The sequence below is a fragment of the Vibrio sp. J1-1 genome (genome assembly GCF_021728395.1).
Classification (GTDB): Bacteria; Pseudomonadota; Gammaproteobacteria; order Enterobacterales; family Vibrionaceae; genus Vibrio.
This window is the reverse complement of the sequence record NZ_JAKKCM010000001.1, coordinates 425,230-443,148: the sequence shown is the minus strand read 5'-3', so window position 1 is coordinate 443,148 and position 17,919 is coordinate 425,230. Positions and strand designations below refer to the sequence as shown.

The window sequence follows — 17,919 nt, the reverse complement described above, 5'->3', positions numbered from 1 at the left end:
TTATTCGCATCATGTATTCACAACATTTGATGCATATCCGACGTAAGGTGTCACAAACAATTGTTGACCAGCAATTGTCTCTTCAAACACAACAGGACTGGAAACTACAAATAGCGCAGTGGCAAACCACTTTTTCTCCTCATTCTGGGTGGCCAGATATCCAGTTGTCAGACGCCGTGCATAATGGACAAATCATTCACACGTATTTGCAGCGTGTGCTGGTTCTCGCTTGCCAATACCGTTGTCAGCGCTGCTTAAAGGCGCGTTCTATTGCTGAACAGGCCTTGGCGTATTGGTATCAAATAAACCCAACGAACTGGAACTGGTGGTGGAACCAAATCGGTAAGCAACGACTCATTGGGCCAATCGCTCTGTTGCTCAATGAAGAGCTTAGCGAGGCATTAACCAATCAGTTGATTGAAGACCTGCCCAATAACGTTTCGATGACAGGGGCAAATCGTGTCGATCTTGCCAATGGAATGGCCTATCGTGGGTTGTTAGAACGCGATGAAACACTTTTTGCAAAGGCGATGGAAGCGATAGCAGAAACGATTGCCATTACTCACCAAGAGGGCATACAGGCTGATTTCTCCTATCAACAGCATGGGCCGCAATTACAAAATGGCGGCTATGGTGAATCGTTTCTCAATGTTGCGCTTCCCTGGGCTTATGTTTGTGCGCAGACTCGGTTCCGTTTTTCATCACAGCAGCAACGTTTGTTATTGGCTTACTATCTGCAAGGCTCGGTGTGGATGACCCGAACCGGACGCTGGGACTACAACGCCTGCGGCCGAGCTATCGCCAAACCTGACTTGGAGAAAATGCACTGCCGAACGATGTTGATAACTCAAGCTAAGATGTTGCTGGCTTTGTTCCCGGATTATCGCCTTCAACTTCAACGATATCTCGAGCATCTTCAGGGACATGACTATCCTTTTGCTGGGTTTAAACACTTCTGGCGTTCTGATTACGCGGTTATGGTCAATAATAAATACGCGGTGTCTGTGAAAGCCAACTCTTGTCGCATTAAACCGATTGAAACCGGCAATCAGGAGAACCTTATGGGTTATTGGTTGGGTTTTGGCAGTATGAATATTGGTGTGACAGGTAATGAGTACCACGATATCTATCCCTATTGGGATTGGGCTAGGATTCCGGGTGTGACGTGTCCACAAATTGTCAGACCAGCCCATGAATGGGGAAAAATAGAACAACAAACGGATTGGACGGGCGGCGTCAGCAATGGTCGTTGGGGGATCACCAGTTTCGAGCTGGATGTGATGCAAACCCAAGGACTAAAATCTTGGTTCTTTTGTGATGGGGCGATTATTGCTCTTGGGGCGGGGATTCATTCAGAGCATCCTGAGCCGATATTGACCACCATTAACCAGTGTCACTATCAATCCCCTGTCTGTGTAAATGGTACAGAACTGGATGAGGAGTCGACGACAGTTGAAGCCAAAAGTTGGCTGCATCATGCTGACGTGGGTTATGTTCTCGGTAATGTGAATGCTCACTTACATAGTTACATGCAACAAGGCAGTTGGCAGCGAATTAATGCTCACTTAAGTGCAGACAAAATGAGTGGCAGAGTGTTTAACTTGTCGATTGACCATGGTGTCGAACCTAAAAATGCCTGTTATGAATACACGCTTTTGCCCGGGGCTTCATTAGCAGAGACAAAACGTTATGCCGCTCAACCGTATGTTAAGATATTAGAGAATACGCCTACGCTTCAGGCGGTGGTTTATCAGGACAATATTGGCTGTGCTTTTCGCCATGCGGGCCGTATTGAAATACCAGAGTCTGATGCGCAAGAAGGTGTGACTCTAGAGGTCGATAAGCCGTGTTTATTGCTTTGTGAGAGAACACATACAGGTTTTCAGTTTGCAGTATCGACGCCTGGAAGAGGCGATAGAATCAACCTGGTGCTTTACTTCAAAGGAGAAAGTCATCGCTTTTTTGTTGAGACTTTCGACAAGCTCGACAGACTCGGAGAGAGCGTTCGTTTTGACCTACACTTGCATTAGTTTTCTTGAATTTGAACTTGAGCTAGTGGCTACGTTTGCAGTCCTCCACCTTGAATTCAATTGGACATGAACCACAGCTAAAGCGGGATCTGGAGCACGGATTTAAGCCGAAGACCCCATCACTCATATTAAGGCTATGCGACGAGAGAGAGTTTGAATTGCATAGTCATCATCTCGGATCATTGTTATGCGCTATAGTTTGTTAGCCTCGACGTTAATATTGTCGGGATGTGCTGTTACCCCTCATTCGACAAAGATTCAGGCTGACAGTAACTGGTATGTTAATCAGCTACCGAATGGATTGAGATACCATGTTTACCCGACACAAGACCAAGAGATCTCGGTTCGAATGGTGATGAATATTGGTTCGTTCCAAGAGCAAGAAAACCAAAAAGGATATGCGCATTTTGTTGAGCACATGGCGTTTAATGGCAGTACGCACTTTTCTGGTAATGAGGCGATAAGATTATTCGAGCAGTCTGGAGGGAGTTTTGGCGCGGACATCAATGCTTTCACGACCTATCAGCAAACAGGATACAAACTGGAGCTTGCGAACCCCAGTCAATTGCAAGACGCACTAATCTGGATGCGAGATATTGGCGATGGGTTGACGTTTTCACCAACCCAAGTGGAAAAAGAAAAAGGTGTGATCTTAGGCGAGTGGCGTCGGGCAAACCCGGATGACAAGCCCTTTGCTTTGAATGCGTATCAAGCTTCGGTGGAAGGTACACCCTATGGTGAGCATGATCCTATTGGTACAAGAGACTCGATAGAAAAGGCGACGCCAGCTACGTTGAAAAGCTTTTATCAACAGTGGTATCAGCCTCAGTACGCTGAACTTATCGTGACTGGCAATGTAAATATCGACGCTCTTTCTGACGACATTAACAAGACCTTTTCCAGTTGGAAAAGCACGTCAGATGTTGTTGTCAAAAAACGCCGTGATATTCGGGTAAACACTAACAATGAAATCCTGCCAAGTAACTCCATAGAATCACCCAGCTTGCATCTTGTTATTGAACGAGAAGCGATAGGACGTCAAACCGTCGAACAACAGCATCAGGAATGGCTAGATGAAGTCGCTGGACAATTAATTCAACAGAGACTTATTACGGCTCTCAATGATGCAGCCGTCCCCTTTCAGTATGCGTATGCTCAGCCTTACTATTCCAACTACCACCGCATGATGTCTGCTGGTATTTCATTTGCGCCAGAGCGACGTGATCAAATGCACAGCCTGTTTGTCAATGCGTTAACGTCGCTTCGGGATTATGGAGTAACGCAAGCGGAATTAGACAGTATTATGGCCAACTGGCAAGGTGAACTCACCAATCTGGATTCCGACTGGAGCAAGCGTAAACCAAATAGCTACGCTGATGCGCGTGTATTCCAGTTAGAGCAAAACAGCGTCAGCCAGTCTAAACAGAGTTATGCTCAGAGCTTGGCAATGTTTCTCGGCAGCGCCACGTTAGCAAGTGTGAATACTCACATTACAGAGCTGTTATCTTTGCCGCCGAGCTTTTCCATCGGGATGAGTAAAAATGAAACGCGCGCGCAGTTTTCCGATGTATTTTCATCTCTGAATACGGCTTACTTCCAACCCGGAGAAAAACCATTGTCGATGGAAGCGAGAGCGGGTGGTTTCCTTCAGCCAGTTAAAGAAGGCAGCATTATCAGCGCTCGCAAAGAAGCGGGAGGGTTTGAGGTCTACACGCTCTCTAATGGCGTGGATGTATGGTTCCAAAAAGATGAAAAATCGGGTGGGCGCGCTTACATTTACTTTGCAAGCCAAGGCGGAAAAGCGGCAGTAGATAAGCTGCTTTACCCAGCTTATGAGATAGCAACCATGGCAACCGTAAGAAGCGGGCTAGGGGACTTTTCAGGATCTGAGTTAGACAGTTACTTACGTAGCAACAATATTTCTATTGTCCCGATGCTAGATACCACCAGTCACGGCGTAAAAGTAACCACACAAAAAACACAGTTGGAAAATGCATTGAATGCCATTTATAACCTGAGCACAGAAATAAAGGTTGATGAACGCCAACTGACAGCGGTAAAGCAAGAATTTAAACAGCAGCGTCGCGCGTTTTTTGAATCACCAATGGGAAAGTTGGTTCAGGAAGCCAATCAAAATGCTTATCTGCCGGAAAGTCGCCATCGTATTTTGGACAGCGACGGTGTCGAGAGCGTTACTACGGAACAGATATTTGCGGTACACAAGCGTTTATTTAAGTTCAATAACGGTTTCAAGATGGTGGTGGTGGCAGATGTAGAACCAGAGCAACTTGAGCCTCTGCTGCGCAGGTATATTGCTGCTATCGAAATGAGCCCGAGTAAGCAAATTGATTACCGCGTGGCGCTGAGATCCGGTGGGCCGACCCGCACGGTGATAACTGATGGCCATGAGCCGTCCTCACTTTACTTGCAGCGCTTGACCAACGCCAATGACGATGCTCAAAGTGGGAGAGACACCATGGTTGTCGATATCCTAAAACGCATCAGTACCGCACGTATATTAGATCAATTACGTGAAGACCTAAGTCTGGATTACAATCCGAGTATTTACCCGATGATACAGGATCGTGAGCAAGTATCAGATTGGATCTTTGAGTCGCAAGTCGATCCGAAAGATGTAGCGATAATGGACAGCCAGCTAAATAAAATTTTTGATGATTTGGCGGAAAATATTACCCAACAAGAGCTCGATATCGCGGCGAAGCAGTTGGTGGTCGCCATGCAGGGTATGGAAGACAGGCCGAACCAGCGAGCGTGGGCATATGGCCGTTATCTGGTGCACGACTATGGGCTCGATGTGTTACTGAATGTCGAAGACACGGCTAAAGGCATTACTTTGGAAGAGGTTCAATCGCGCGCGCGATCAGTATTTGGGCCGCAAGCAAAACGTACAACGATCATTCTCAATCCAACCCAATAAGTTGTTCACTAGTCACTTAGCCCAAGTGAGAGGACGCACTTTTTACTTGGGCTATTAAGTGGTTACTGGTGACTTTCGCTGAGCTGATATTCCTTCACCAAAGCAAGTTTTTCGCGGTAGGAGTCCATGAGTTCTTGCTTTGATTTCCCTTCATTTTGGTAGAACAGTGCACCTTGTTCGCTGAGGAAATCATAATGATCGTTTACCATCTCAAGAACCGTATTGACGCGCTTTAGTGTCGTTGCGGTACAACTTCTACCATCAATGTCATCCTCAATATCCATACAATGAGAGCGGAACATCTCTACAACAAACAATGCCTCTAAAGCCTCTTCACTCTGCAGCGCGGTTTGGTATTTAGTCACTAGCGCTTCTTTGTAGCTTAAGACTGCTGAACTTGCCTCGTTCCTGCGTAACCACTTACATTGCTCAAGCAAGACAGTAAGCGCTTCATGCTTAACATTTTTGAACAGAGCTAATGACTCTAGGTGTGAACAATTTTTCTTCACAAGCCAGCCCGATAGGAATCGGGTTTCAAAACGTTCACAAAACTGAAAGATTGGCGCGTTAAGGCCATCACTATTGAGCTCAGTTAACGGGTTGAAGGGGTACATGTAGCCGAAGTCGAACAGCCAGAGCTTATGGTCGTTATCCACAAGCAGGTTGCCGCTGCACAGATCCCACTCGAACAGACCACTTTTTTCACAAGCTGACAATGTCGAGAACAGCTGATAAAGCAATGAGGAGGATATGTCGCTGACGGGTTTTCCTTCAATCCATTCAGAGAGAATGATGCCTAAGCGATAATCAGCGTAAACCGTCGGAACGATGCATTCGAAGTCCACGGATGTGTGCGGAGAATCTTTCCGTTTTTGCAAATCGAAACGACGTTGTACTTCATTCAGAAACGAAAGCTGACCATTGAGATTCTGTACTTTGGCCTCTGGGCGTTTCTTTTTCAGGGTGTAGTCTTTTCCGCCAAACCGAACTCGAAATACTTCAGCCGTTAACCCACTCTGAAATGCTTCGACAACATAAGGAGATGCTTCCGTCGTTAGCGCCAATTGGTCCGGAGATATCGGGCAATCTGCAATACTGCCAACAATGAGATTTTCCCCACTCTTTTCAAATTGCATCTGCTGCTTTTGACGTTTGTCCATGTGAATGCCCATCTTCCGATTGATTCTGATTATTTTATCAAGAGAGTCAGGTTATAAATCCTCCCTATTTGATAAATCTAAGGCTGAGCGTTGAGGAGCAGATATAAAATATTTCTTTGTGTTTCGCGTAGTCATATCAGAGATTTCCAGTAAAGAAAGTTGGTGAAGTGGAAATTATGGCCGTCGCTTGCGTAGCGTAGCTTACCCGAGTTGCTTAAATTCTTTATGGTAACGCTCCCAATGGTTAGGGGGGTATTAAGTTTAAAAATTGTCTGGTGCCTACTTTTTGTTCTTATTTTGTTTATAAATAATTGTTTGTCATGAAAATTTAATTTTTATGCAAATAGGTTGGTATGTGTAGGAAAGCGTGATGAATTTTCTGTGTAGATTAATTGTAACCGGATACAAGTCAGCCTCAGTAAGGTCTGGTTAGGCAGCAGCATTCATAGATAAAAGCTTTTTGGCGTAAGGCTATTGTCAGAGTTTTATGGGCTTAACCTTGTTGTTCTTGAATTGTAATATTTCATTGCTATGATTTTTCGCGTGGATAGCAAAGGCTTCCCCACAATCAGTTCATCATCTCTCCTTTTGTAAGGTGCTTGACTGAAAAGGCAAAACCTCTGAAAGGAGGTGACGCAAAGTCTCCGATCTAACGGAAATTTCCTATGATAGCGGGACCGCCAGTTTTGTATTTCGACTAATTAAATTTATTCGTATCTTAATATCAAACTTTCGGTTTGGTGTTTTCATTCACGAATGCATTCGGTCATTTTTTGATTTAGTTTGGATGTGAATGGCTATGTTTTATCTAAAATCGGGAACGTTACCGATATTTGGGTGATTTTTAGAAGTGTTGAATGGTTTTCCGTTGTTAGTTTATGACATGACTGAGGGTTAACCACGTCTGGAAAATTGCACATTTGATATTTTTTATTAACAGGTAAGTAAAATGCGTTCGACAAAAATTAAAGCGGGAGTGCCGATATTAGGCATGATAATCGGCTCAGCTGCGGTGAGCCCGGTGGGTTTCGCAGCTCAGCTTCAACCAGGTCCTGAGCCTACAGTACACACTCAAGAAGCTTACTCTCCTGATAGTAACTTTACGGCTAAGTGGACTAGAGCTGACGCGCGCCAACTTAAGCGCTTGTCTGACCCTATGGCGGGATCGCGTGAAAACTCGATGCCACAAGAGTACACCATGCCGAGTGTTCCACAGGACTTTCCAGATATGTCTGACGAGCAGGTATGGGTTTGGGATTCATGGCCATTAACTGATGCAGATGCGAACCAATACAGTATTAATGGCCAGGAAGTCATTTTCTCGCTTGTTGCAGATCGAAGCCTAGGTTTTGATGAACGCCACCAGTTTGCGAAGATCGGCTACTTCTATCGCCCTGCGGGCATTCCAGCGGAAGAGCGTCCGGAAAACGGTGGATGGACTTACGGTGGTCTTGTTTTTGATGAAGGGGTAACTGGGGAAATCTTTGAGGATCAGTCATTCAGCCATCAAACACAATGGTCTGGTTCTGCACGAGTTTTTCCAGGTGGTGAGGTCAAACTTTTCTTTACTGATGTAGCGTTCTATCGCGACTCAGCGGGTAATGACATCAAGCCATACGACCCACGTATCGCACTGAGTGTCGGCAAGATACACGCGAATAAAAATGGCGTGAAGTTCACTGGATTCGATAAAGTGATTAATCTTCTGGAAGCAGACGGTACTTACTATCAAACTGCTGAACAAAACCCTTACTTTAACTTCCGTGACCCGTTCACCTTTGAAGATCCTGCTCACCCAGGTGAAACCTTTATGGTGTTTGAGGGGAACTCCGCAATGGAAAGGGGTTCGGCTAAATGTACCGAGGAAGATCTGGGATACCAAGTTGGTGACCCTTATGCAGAAACAGTGCGAGAAGTGAATGCATCGGGTGCGACTTTCCAGATTGGTAACGTTGGTTTAGCACGAGCAACCAATGAAGACCTTACTGAGTGGGAGTTTTTACCACCTATCCTGTCGGCTAACTGTGTTACTGACCAGACCGAACGCCCTCAAATCTATCAAAAAGATGGTAAATACTACCTGTTCACTATTAGCCACAGCACAACATTTGCAAATGGTATCACAGGTCCTGAAGGGGTGTATGGCTTTGTTGGTGATGGTATTCGTAGTGATTACCAGCCAATGAACCAAGGCTCTGGTTTAGTGCTTGGTAACCCAACTAACCTGAATTTCTACCCAGGAACACCTTACGATCCAGACTATAACCAACCAGCGGGCCACTTCCAGTCTTATTCGCACTATGTGATGCCTGGTGGGTTGATTCAATCATTCATTGATACCGTTGGCGTTAAAGAAAATTTCCGTCGCGGTGGTACGTTGGCGCCAACTGTCAAGGTCCTGATTGATGGAGAGAAATCAGAGGTTGATTACTCTTACGGAACAAATGGATTAGGCGGCTGGGCTGATATTCCAGCGGGTGTGAACGTCAATCCGAGCGGTGTTATCCGGAAACCACTTAAGTAGAACTTATTAAGTTCTGTATTCCATTAAATGAGAGGGGCGGCTTTTCCGCCCCTCTATAATAATTAGTAGGGTTATGCGCTTTAATATAAATTCATTGATGGGCGTAAGGCCTAGCAGAACTGCTTTCACTCTCTGTGCATTGCTGGCATCTGGTGTTGTGACTAGTTCACCATCGTTTGTTGAACATACATCTTCAGAATTATCTCCGTTTACGCGCCCGGTTAAATGGTCTCCCTACCGCCCTGCAATACATATTACTCCTAACAGACACTGGATGAACGATCCTCAGCGTCCATTGCTGATTGACGGTGTCTGGCATTACTACTATCTGTATAACGCTGACTACCCGAATGGAAACGGGACCGAGTGGTACCATATGACATCAAAAGACCTGGTCCACTGGCAGGAGCAGGGAGTTGCTATCCACAAATACAAAAACGGCCTTGGGGATATACAAACGGGCAGCGCCGTCGTGGATAGCAACAATACAGCTGGTTTTGGTAAAGATGCCGTGATTGCAATTGTCACTCAACAGCACGAAGGGGTTCAGCGACAGTCGCTCTTTGTTTCAACGGATGGTGGTTACCACTTTAAAGAGTATAAAGACAATCCCATTATGGACAATCCTGGATCGAAACATTGGAGAGATCCAAAAGTCATTTGGGATGAGGAGAATAGTCAATGGCTCATGGCGCTTGCTGAAGGGCACAAAATCGGCTTCTATACCTCCCCAGATCTTAAACGCTGGACCTATCAATCCGATTTCCAGCGCAATGATCTTGGTCTTTTGGAGTGTCCTGATCTGTTTCAGCTCTCGCTTGATGGTGACCCTAATAATATTCGATGGGTACTTGCATCCGGAGCGAATGGTTTTAAAAAAGGGAAAACCACCGGCACAGCCTACTGGATTGGTGATTGGGATGGAAAACGATTTACGCCAGAGAGTAATGAGCCCAAATGGCTTGATGCTGGTGCTGATTTTTATGCGATGGTATCGTGGGCAAATACCGACCAGGAAACGAAACAACGTCTTGACTCTCGGTACGCGATCGGCTGGCTAAATAATTGGGCTTATGCAACGAAGTTGCCTACGAAAGAATGGCATGGCGCTGCGAGCTCTATCGTACGTCAAATACAACTCAGAACGGTCGATGGAGAGTCAGTGCTTTTATCCAAGCCAATCGATGCCATCTCTAAGTTGGAAGGGAATGCCTATACTCGCTCGGCAGTCGAAGTCTCTGAAACCACAAAGACCGTCTTCCCTAGACCCAACTCGGATGCGTATCGAATCACCTCCGATATCGACACACATTCTGATGCTAGCGAGATTCAATTTCGCCTTATGGGCAAGGGGGGGCAATATGCCATCGTTGGATATAACTTTGCAGACAAAACGGTGTTTATCAGACGTGATCAGGATGCAATAGCAAGCTTGATGCCTGATGTATATCGTGAGGAACGTAAGGCGGTGGTTAGTGCCAACAACGGTAGTCTGAAGCTAGATATTATTGTTGATACATTCTCTATTGAAGTGTTTGTTAACGATGGCCAGGCCTCGCTTTCTAATCTTTATTTTGGTGGTCCATCAAACAATGATATTTCAGTGGTCTCCGTTGAAGGAGGCAGTGTGCTGAATAATTTAAAGCTTATGCCCTTAAAAGTTGCACCAATTAAACGAAATAATGGTGGTGAATAACATCGTTAGGGATGATTTGTAGCACTATTAATAATCGTTGCTAGGTACATTTCGGCGTTTTTGATTAAATCTAACCAAAATATTATTCTGTCATTTACTCTGTTTTTACAAATTAACAGGACTTAATTTTTCTTGCCTTTTTCTTTTCGAATTTGAGTGAATTAGATCTGGATATTGTCGTGTTTATCATTTACTGACAAGTCATAAATCATTTTAGAAACGTAAGTGGATTTCGGAATAAAGCTTATTAAATTTAGGGGCTTTCACTTTAAGCTATCGATTTTGGTGGCGTTACACATCAATGGTTCTGTTTGGTCGAAATTAAAAAATTATTTATTAATCAATATTATAGTTAAGGTGGCTATCATATTGATGCACAATGAAGCGGAGAAAAACCACTCCCTTAAAAAATCCCTTACGATATAGCCTTGTCAATCAATCTAAAACTAAGAATATCTGAACGAATAATGTAATTTTTCGTTTAAAACGATAATTACTGTCTTTCACCCTAAATTACATTTAATAAGTTGATCTTTGTTCAGATATTCTCCTGATCTAAAGGTTATGTTTGGTGAGTGAATTATGTGTTGATAAATAAATAGAATGGTAATTTCCATCCTAATGATCTTGTTAAAAAATTAATTTATGAAAATTGTTTTTATTTTTCAATGGATTGGGGTGCATTCTGTGCACGCTAGTACTTTTAGTCTCACAAAAATACAAAAGTTGTTTTAAACACTTAATGTTTAATCTATTCCTCACTCTTGAAAGCCATAAGACATACCTTCTATTTACCTTAAATAAGTAATGTGTTAATAATTTCCCCTAATTCTCAGGGGCTGTATGTACTGCGTTTTAAATAAAAAGGACTTGGTTCTTAATCTTTACGGAATAAAGGTTAAAGAGCTATCGAGTATAAATATAGAAATAAGGAAATTTATGAATAGTCGCTTTAAGCGCAGCAAGGTTGCTGTGCATTGTTTAGCGTTATTAGGTGCAAGCATGTCACTTTGCGCGCAAGCTGAAACGGAATTGGCTGTAGCACAAGGTGGAGCAAAAGGGGTTGAGTTTACCCTGATTACTGGGGACAAAGTCAGTGCTGTTGTGAGTAATACCGGTGAACTCGGTGGTATTCGCATGTTGAATAAAGACGGGGTAGAAATTGTTACTTCTGTGTTCAAACGCGGTAATGATACCTACTTGGTGCCAGCTAAGGCTCAACCTTTCGTTGATTCTCGCGCCATTGACTTAGAGTTATTTAATATCAATAAGTTATACCAGTCAAATTATGATGATGCGAGCTCAGATAACCTCCCGGTAATTATCGAATATGCAGATGGATCGCTTGCAGGTGCTGCAGCACCTATTGTGATTGAGGGGACTTCACTAACCGGTGAAATCGAATTAATTGACAGTGCAGCATTTGGTATCGAAAAAGATAAAGCCGCAGAAGTGTGGGAAAGCCTGACACAGGACGGACGTATCGAAGGGGTGTGGCTTGACGCAGTGATACATGGACACAAGCAATCGGTAGGTACCACTTTAACACCGACCGTGCCTTTAACAGGCGCATTAGGTCCTTCAGCGGTTACGTTTAATGGTGAAGGTGTCACGGTTGCAGTACTAGATACGGGCTACGATGTTGAGCACCGTGACTTACAGGGTCAGGTGGTTGGTTCGAAAGACTTTTCCTATTCTTCAAACGGTGTTGACGATTTAAATGGCCACGGTACCCATACTGCTTCAACGATTGCGGGTACGGGCGCAGAATCGAATGGCTACTGGGAAGGTATGGCGCCGGGTGCAGACCTTTTAATCGGTAAAGTATTGAGCAACAGTGGTGGCGGCAGTACCTACGGAATTATTAGTGGCATGATCTGGGCGGTTGAAAGTGGCGCAGACATTGTCAATATGTCACTGGGTGGCTCAGCAACTGCCTGTGAAGGCCCAATGGTTGATGTGGTTGAAGCATTTAGGGATCAAGCCCTGTTTGTTATCTCTGCCGGTAACAGCTTTACCCGTGAAACCGTCGGTTCTCCGGGTTGTGCGCCAAGTGCCTTAACGGTGGCTGCGCTGGATCGTGAAAACCAGACGGCTGTGTTCTCTTCTCGTGGTCCGTCACCGGATGGTCACTCTGCGAAACCAGATATCGGCTCACAGGGGGTCGATGTAGTGGCAGCAGCGTCGGGTGGTGTGGGTTTCAATGCATACCGCTCTTTGTCGGGTACATCAATGTCGGCTCCTCATGTCGCTGGTGGGGCGGCGATTGTATTACAGGCTCGTCCGGAGCTGTCTCCTGTACAACTCAAACGCGTTCTGACTTCTTCAGTGTTTGACAATGACGCCCATGTACTAGAGCAAGGCGCAGGCCCAATGGATGTGAACCGTGCCATTACTCAACCTGTTATTGCCGCGCCAAACGTTGAGCTAGGCCGCTTTGTTGATGTGGCATCAGCGGGTAGCGTAGAAGCTTCAGTGACGCTGACCAATATCAGCGACACTGATGTAAGCTACAAGTTGAGTTTGGATCTGATCGGCGAAGACGGTAAAACGAAATTGCCAGCGACGTTGGCTGGTTTAGGGGTTAAATCTGTTACTGTGCCTGCGAATGGTTCAGTGGATGTACCTGTATGGATTGAACCACAAGTAGCGCTTCGCGACGGTGCGTATGGCACGATAACCGGACGTATTAAAGGCGTAAGCATTGGTCAGTCGGATGATCAAATTACGGTGCCTGTTTCGTTCATGATCCAACCGCCGGAAGTACAACTGATATTAAATGCGTACGATAACCGTGGTAAGCCTGCAACCAACGTGTCTAAAGCTTATATCATCAATGAGGAAGATGATTGGGGCCGTGCGCTTTACTTTAGCAATGGTCAAGCAAGTATTAGTCTTCCCAAAGGTAACTACAGTGTTGTCTCACACATTGTAACCTATGACAATGACTCTGATTTTGGTGGATTGCCTGAGTCTGCGGCACAGATGGCGTATCTTGACCACAAAGTCACTTCAGATACGGTGCTTACTTTTGATGCTGGGATGGCAGAAAAAGTGGCGTTTAAAACGGATAAGCCAATTGAAACTCAAGGCTTCTCGTTTGGTTTCACCTACGCACTGGATGACAACAAAGTCGCGAAGCTGGCTGCGATTGATTTGATGCCGGATTATGTGGAAGACATGTACCTTTGGTCACAAGGCCACGACAGCCGTTTCCGTTCATTTGTGTCTACTCATGCGACAGCCCCAGAAGCTGTACTTACCATGGAAAATGGCCAACAGTTAGGCACTGTTTCACAAGGCCTTACCGTTGGTTTTGATGGTGAGGGTACGGCAGAAGTGGTGCCTGTTGGTGAAGGTGACTACAGTACAGTATGGAGCGAGTTTGACCTAGAAGGCAAAATTGCTTTGTTCCAGCATCCTTACTACATGACTTCATACATGGTAAAAGGTGCACTGGACCAAGGTTCAATTGGTGTTCTTTTCTATCGTCCGGGCACTCATGGTCGTTATAAAACAGCTTTTTACGGTATTCCGAATAAGCCCGTGGTTGGCTTAAGTGCCGAAGAAGGTGAAATGCTATTTGCAGAAATTCAGGAAGGCCGTAACAAGATAAGCTGGTCCGGAACGTCTGTTGATAGAACCCCTTATACTTATCAGCTGCACCACATCACTGATGGTCACAACAAGGGGGGCTTGATTCGTGTGCATGACAAAGACATGTATCACATCAGCGCAGCGTATCACGCTCAAGGTGAAGAGCGCCCCGTGTTCCGTGACTTGATGGCACAAACCAATAGCACGGGTGAGTTTTACTCAACGGGTAGCCCACAAATGTTAATTGCACCAGTTGTACGTGACGAATACTACACGGCAACCAGCAAAAATACATGGACCAATATTGTGATGCCGGGCAACCGTATTCAAGCTGATGGCGCATACTTTGACGGCCCGCGTATTATGCCCGCTGGCGGTGAAGAAGAAACAACTTGGTTGAAAGGACCAAAAGGCGCGAGCTTGAATACGAGCTCCTATGCAGTAGGCCACCGTGATACTAACTTGATCACTTGGAACTTCCCGTTGTTTGGTGACGCTTCAGGCCATGACGCTATTTCAGGTCATAATGGTAGCTCCGCTTATGGTTTGTGGGTGAATGGTGAAAGTGCGTATATATCTTCAGGTACTTTGACCATGCCAGTTGAAAGTGCAGAAGTTCGCCTTGAACTACGTAACTATAATCGTGGTGTCGCAGAGCGTTCAACGATTGGTGACAAGCTAGGTTCGTTCTATCAGGGGATCTTTACCTTTATGACGGATCAAAACTTACAAGGCGCACAACCTATTCTGGTACCGCAAATTAATTTGCCTGTGGATATTAACAACAGCTATGCTGCGGGCGAACCCGCAAAGGTTGTTTTATCGGGTGCAATGGACAGCATTGATAATGTCAGCCTGACTGAAGTGACTCTTCAGTATGCTTATGGTCAGGAATGTTTGCTGAGCTATGTGTTCGGTTACTCTTACTGTCCAGTTTCTACCAAACTGAATGAGTCAGATTGGATCGACGCAGACGTGTCTTATGAAGACGGCCAGTGGATTGCTACTGTGCCAAATGATGCTGAAACCGGTGAATTTGTTCATTTACGTGTTGTGATGAGCGACGAAGGCGCAAGCTCAGCGCAAGTAACAACCTTACGTGCTTACCAGCTGAAATAAAGCTTGTTTATAAGGCCAACTGAGTCACTACTTGACACAGTGTGGTTTGCAATACAGCAATATAAAAGCCCCATAAGGGGCTTTTTGTTTTTTGCCATCGAATATTGTCTACTGTATGGCAAGCGGCGCTTAGGCACTAATGAAAATCTGCGCTGATATCGCTTAGCTGGCACTCCTGATGATGTGGTCCACCGATAAATTCGGCCTGAACCCGTACCTGGCTGCCGACCTTGAGCTCATCGACTTTGTCAAAGGTGAAGCAGTCTAAACGGTCCCCTAGCTCGGCAAAGCATGGGCCAAAATGACAATCGATCTGCTCGATCTGCAGACTCACCAGGTGCTTACCATTTTCATTCTGGCTAATTGCCAGCACTTGGCCTGTTAGGGTGGATTGATTGGGGGCTGCCGATACTCCGCTCATAGTTGGCTCCGTAAAAAATAACAAGATGCACACCAGCAGTGTAGAAGGTGTGCATCGGCTTGTTAAGTACCCGTTCAATTCTACTTCTTAGCCCGGGTGGATTTTTTTTTCTCAGCTACCGGTTGTTCTTTCGGCTCGGGTATCACGTTGTTGGTCAGTTCCGAATCGTAAAACTCGTCTGGCATGGGTACATGCTCATCCGAAGTATCGGACAATGTCATTTCTGTCATATCCGGTTGTGGAGCAACATTTAGGTCGCTCACTCCTTCGTGAAAGAAGTCTTCTGGGCCGGGCGCTGTCGCATCGTCAAACGCAGCGGCTTCGTCAAGATCAGAACCGCTAGGAGCCGGTGCGCTCAGCTCATCGTGACTCTCTGCAAGTACTCCACCGCTAGTAGGGGGAGGACCGTCATCTGTGACGAATGCCTGAGCCGATGTCTGAGTATCAGGTTGTGACTCAGTGATATTGATATTAATTGTCTGTGCCATGTCAGCCCCCTAGAAGTAAAGGATGGTGATCTGATTCGTACTGTCTTCAATGGTGCCCGATACGGTTTTACCGCTGCCTTTCGCAGCATTAAGCATCATAAACATATTTGTTGAGCTGTCGTTATTGCTGGGCTTGATTTTCCGCCAGCCGATGGTATCGATATACCCCCAGACATTTTTAGAGTGTGGAGTTGAATAGGTACGAAGGATTTTTTTGTTAGAGAAGTTCATGAGAATTACTCCTAATTCATGTACGCGATGTAAATTTTACTGCCGTCGATTTGTACTGAAACGGGCTTATCGTATGCACGTGCGTTTACCAATAAGTTGAATACGTTACTGACGCCATCGTTGCTGATACCGTCTATTTTTCGCCACCCAACTCCGGCGATGAAGGCCCAGCAATTGTTCACATGGTAGGTAGCATATGTGCGCGAAACCGCGACGTTGTGTTTCCATTCTTTCGCCGCAGCACCGCCGACATTGACGTTAGCTGTGATATTGTTGCTGACGCGAGTAATATCGCTGACTGTTACCTTGGAGTCGGCACCACTGTAACTTTTGCTGTTGGGCGTTGAGGTGCTGGAGAAGCTATCATTGCTGCCTGATGGGAAGGGGTCGTTACTGTCGCCTGAATTGGCATTGATATTGAGGTGACGCTGCCCATCGGCTTGTTCGATATCGACCAGATAATGGCTTTCGTCGGTGTTATTGGTCTTGTTTTCATCCACATGCTCAATGATCATCCCCTCGCCGGGTAAGTATTGATCGTAACCGCTTTTTTGGCGGTTGCTGAGCAGGAAGTACTCCTTGCTGTTGACGCTACCGATCGGCAGCTTGTAAACCTGTGCGTTATCGCTATAGGGTTTGAGGTTTATGGCCTGTGCACTATTGAAGATCACCGCAGGGGTGGTCCACCCAGCTTGTACCTTACACCAAGCTGTAGGATGCGCGGGAGTGTTGCCGCCATTGTTCCAACTGCCTCCTGCCATTAAGTCCCATCTACCAGTACCGCGACTTGAATAGTCGGTGTCGTACAGATCTGGCCAACCCATTAACAGATGTCCTAATTCGTGTGACATGACGCCGACCCGGCCATTTTCTGGTGCCATAAAATAGCGATCGACCACCACACCATCTACGTTCTTGGGTGAGATGCTCCATTTATGTGACCATATGTCATCTTTATCACCAGATTGTTCGCCGCCGATGCCAGCGCAAATGATCACCAGGGCTTCCACCCTGCCGTTGCCACTGTTGTCGTAGTTGGAGAAGTTGACATGAGGTGCAGCCAGATCAATCACATCCTCCACCAGTTTTTGAGCATTGCGTGGGTAGCTGCCAAAGCCAAAATCGTTATTGGTGTAATAACTTTTTGGCTGCGGCGCTCGATACCATCCGGCGGTTGGGCCGCTGCCAGATACTTGGCCCTGTACATCTAACTTGTTGTAGGACACTTCACGATAGTATTCACGCATACTGTTGCCACCGAGTGAAAACAGCAGGTTATTAAAGTGACTTTGTGGTTGCGTGGCGGTTTTATCTGTGAAGTCGACGAGCAACACTAATGCCCGTCGCACTCCGGTTACCGGAGCCGACTCAAGAGTGTGGTTATGAGAACGGGTTTTTGCCGGGCGTCCGGTGATAAGCGTATAAGTACGCATATCAAGTAAGTCGACCTGATCGACCTGGTCCAGTAGGCTACCGTGTAAGAAAGCATCCTTGGACTTGTCTATCTTGTTATGCAGCTCCGGATCCGGAGGCATAATACATAAATCTCTACACATAATATAAATTCCTTTTGCCATTTGGTTTCAATATATTACGTTCGATTTCTGGTTATCTTTTAACTGCTTGGCCAGAACGATAGTACGTGCTTACAAGGGCAAGCTCGTTACCAAATGAAGCAGCTGATTCAGCCTGAAATAAGAGCATGACTTGTGACC

The 17,919-nt window shown here is 45.7% G+C and carries 10 protein-coding genes and 1 riboswitch; of the genes, 5 read left to right on the top strand and 5 right to left on the bottom strand.

Features of this window, described 5'->3' with window-relative positions:
- Nucleotides 1-11: 11 nt before the first annotated feature.
- Together L3V31_RS01940 and L3V31_RS01935 are read left to right on the top strand one after the other, a co-directional pair.
- Nucleotides 12-2,030 carry a polysaccharide lyase 8 family protein gene (locus L3V31_RS01940; RefSeq protein ID WP_237314275.1) on the top strand — a complete coding sequence of 673 codons (2,019 nt, stop codon included), beginning with the start codon at nt 12-14 and terminating at the stop codon, nt 2,028-2,030.
- A gap of 187 nt (nt 2,031-2,217) precedes the next feature.
- Complete coding sequence (locus L3V31_RS01935; protein WP_237314273.1) at nt 2,218-4,968, top strand: M16 family metallopeptidase; 2,751 nt, start codon at nt 2,218-2,220, stop codon at nt 4,966-4,968.
- Nucleotides 4,969-5,030: 62 nt separating this feature from the next.
- Here L3V31_RS01935 and L3V31_RS01930 read toward each other — a convergent pair whose 3' ends face one another.
- Nucleotides 5,031-6,128: an AarF/UbiB family protein gene (locus L3V31_RS01930; protein WP_237314271.1), complete on the bottom strand. Its 1,098-nt coding sequence runs from the start codon at nt 6,126-6,128 to the stop codon at nt 5,031-5,033.
- A gap of 600 nt (nt 6,129-6,728) precedes the next feature.
- Nucleotides 6,729-6,813: riboswitch (cyclic di-GMP riboswitch) on the top strand.
- A 264-nt stretch (nt 6,814-7,077) separates the two neighbouring features.
- Between L3V31_RS01930 and L3V31_RS01925 the strand changes: the two genes are divergently transcribed.
- The 3 genes from L3V31_RS01925 to L3V31_RS01915 all read left to right on the top strand — a co-directional run bounded on the left by L3V31_RS01925 (nt 7,078) and on the right by L3V31_RS01915 (nt 15,064).
- Nucleotides 7,078-8,652 carry a glycoside hydrolase family 68 protein gene (locus L3V31_RS01925; RefSeq protein WP_237314269.1) on the top strand — a complete coding sequence of 525 codons (1,575 nt, stop codon included), beginning with the start codon at nt 7,078-7,080 and terminating at the stop codon, nt 8,650-8,652.
- A gap of 73 nt (nt 8,653-8,725) precedes the next feature.
- Complete coding sequence (locus L3V31_RS01920; RefSeq protein WP_267135866.1) at nt 8,726-10,348, top strand: glycoside hydrolase family 32 protein; 1,623 nt, start codon at nt 8,726-8,728, stop codon at nt 10,346-10,348.
- Nucleotides 10,349-11,287: 939 nt separating this feature from the next.
- Complete coding sequence (locus tag L3V31_RS01915; RefSeq protein WP_237314265.1) at nt 11,288-15,064, top strand: S8 family serine peptidase; 3,777 nt, start codon at nt 11,288-11,290, stop codon at nt 15,062-15,064.
- A 136-nt stretch (nt 15,065-15,200) separates the two neighbouring features.
- On the opposite strand, the gene L3V31_RS01910 is transcribed toward L3V31_RS01915, so the two are convergent.
- The 4 genes from L3V31_RS01910 to L3V31_RS01895 form a co-directional block, all read right to left on the bottom strand.
- On the bottom strand, nt 15,201-15,485 hold the full coding sequence (locus L3V31_RS01910; RefSeq protein ID WP_237314263.1) for a hypothetical protein: 285 nt from the start codon (nt 15,483-15,485) through the stop codon (nt 15,201-15,203).
- Nucleotides 15,486-15,565: 80 nt separating this feature from the next.
- A complete protein-coding gene (locus L3V31_RS01905; protein WP_237314261.1) occupies nt 15,566-15,973 on the bottom strand; it encodes a hypothetical protein in 408 nt (135 codons plus the stop codon).
- A gap of 9 nt (nt 15,974-15,982) precedes the next feature.
- A complete protein-coding gene (locus tag L3V31_RS01900; RefSeq protein WP_237314259.1) occupies nt 15,983-16,204 on the bottom strand; it encodes a peptidase M6 in 222 nt (73 codons plus the stop codon).
- 11 nt (nt 16,205-16,215) lie between these two features.
- On the bottom strand, nt 16,216-17,781 hold the full coding sequence (locus tag L3V31_RS01895) for a M6 family metalloprotease domain-containing protein (RefSeq protein WP_237314258.1): 1,566 nt from the start codon (nt 17,779-17,781) through the stop codon (nt 16,216-16,218).
- Nucleotides 17,782-17,919 lie beyond the last annotated feature (138 nt).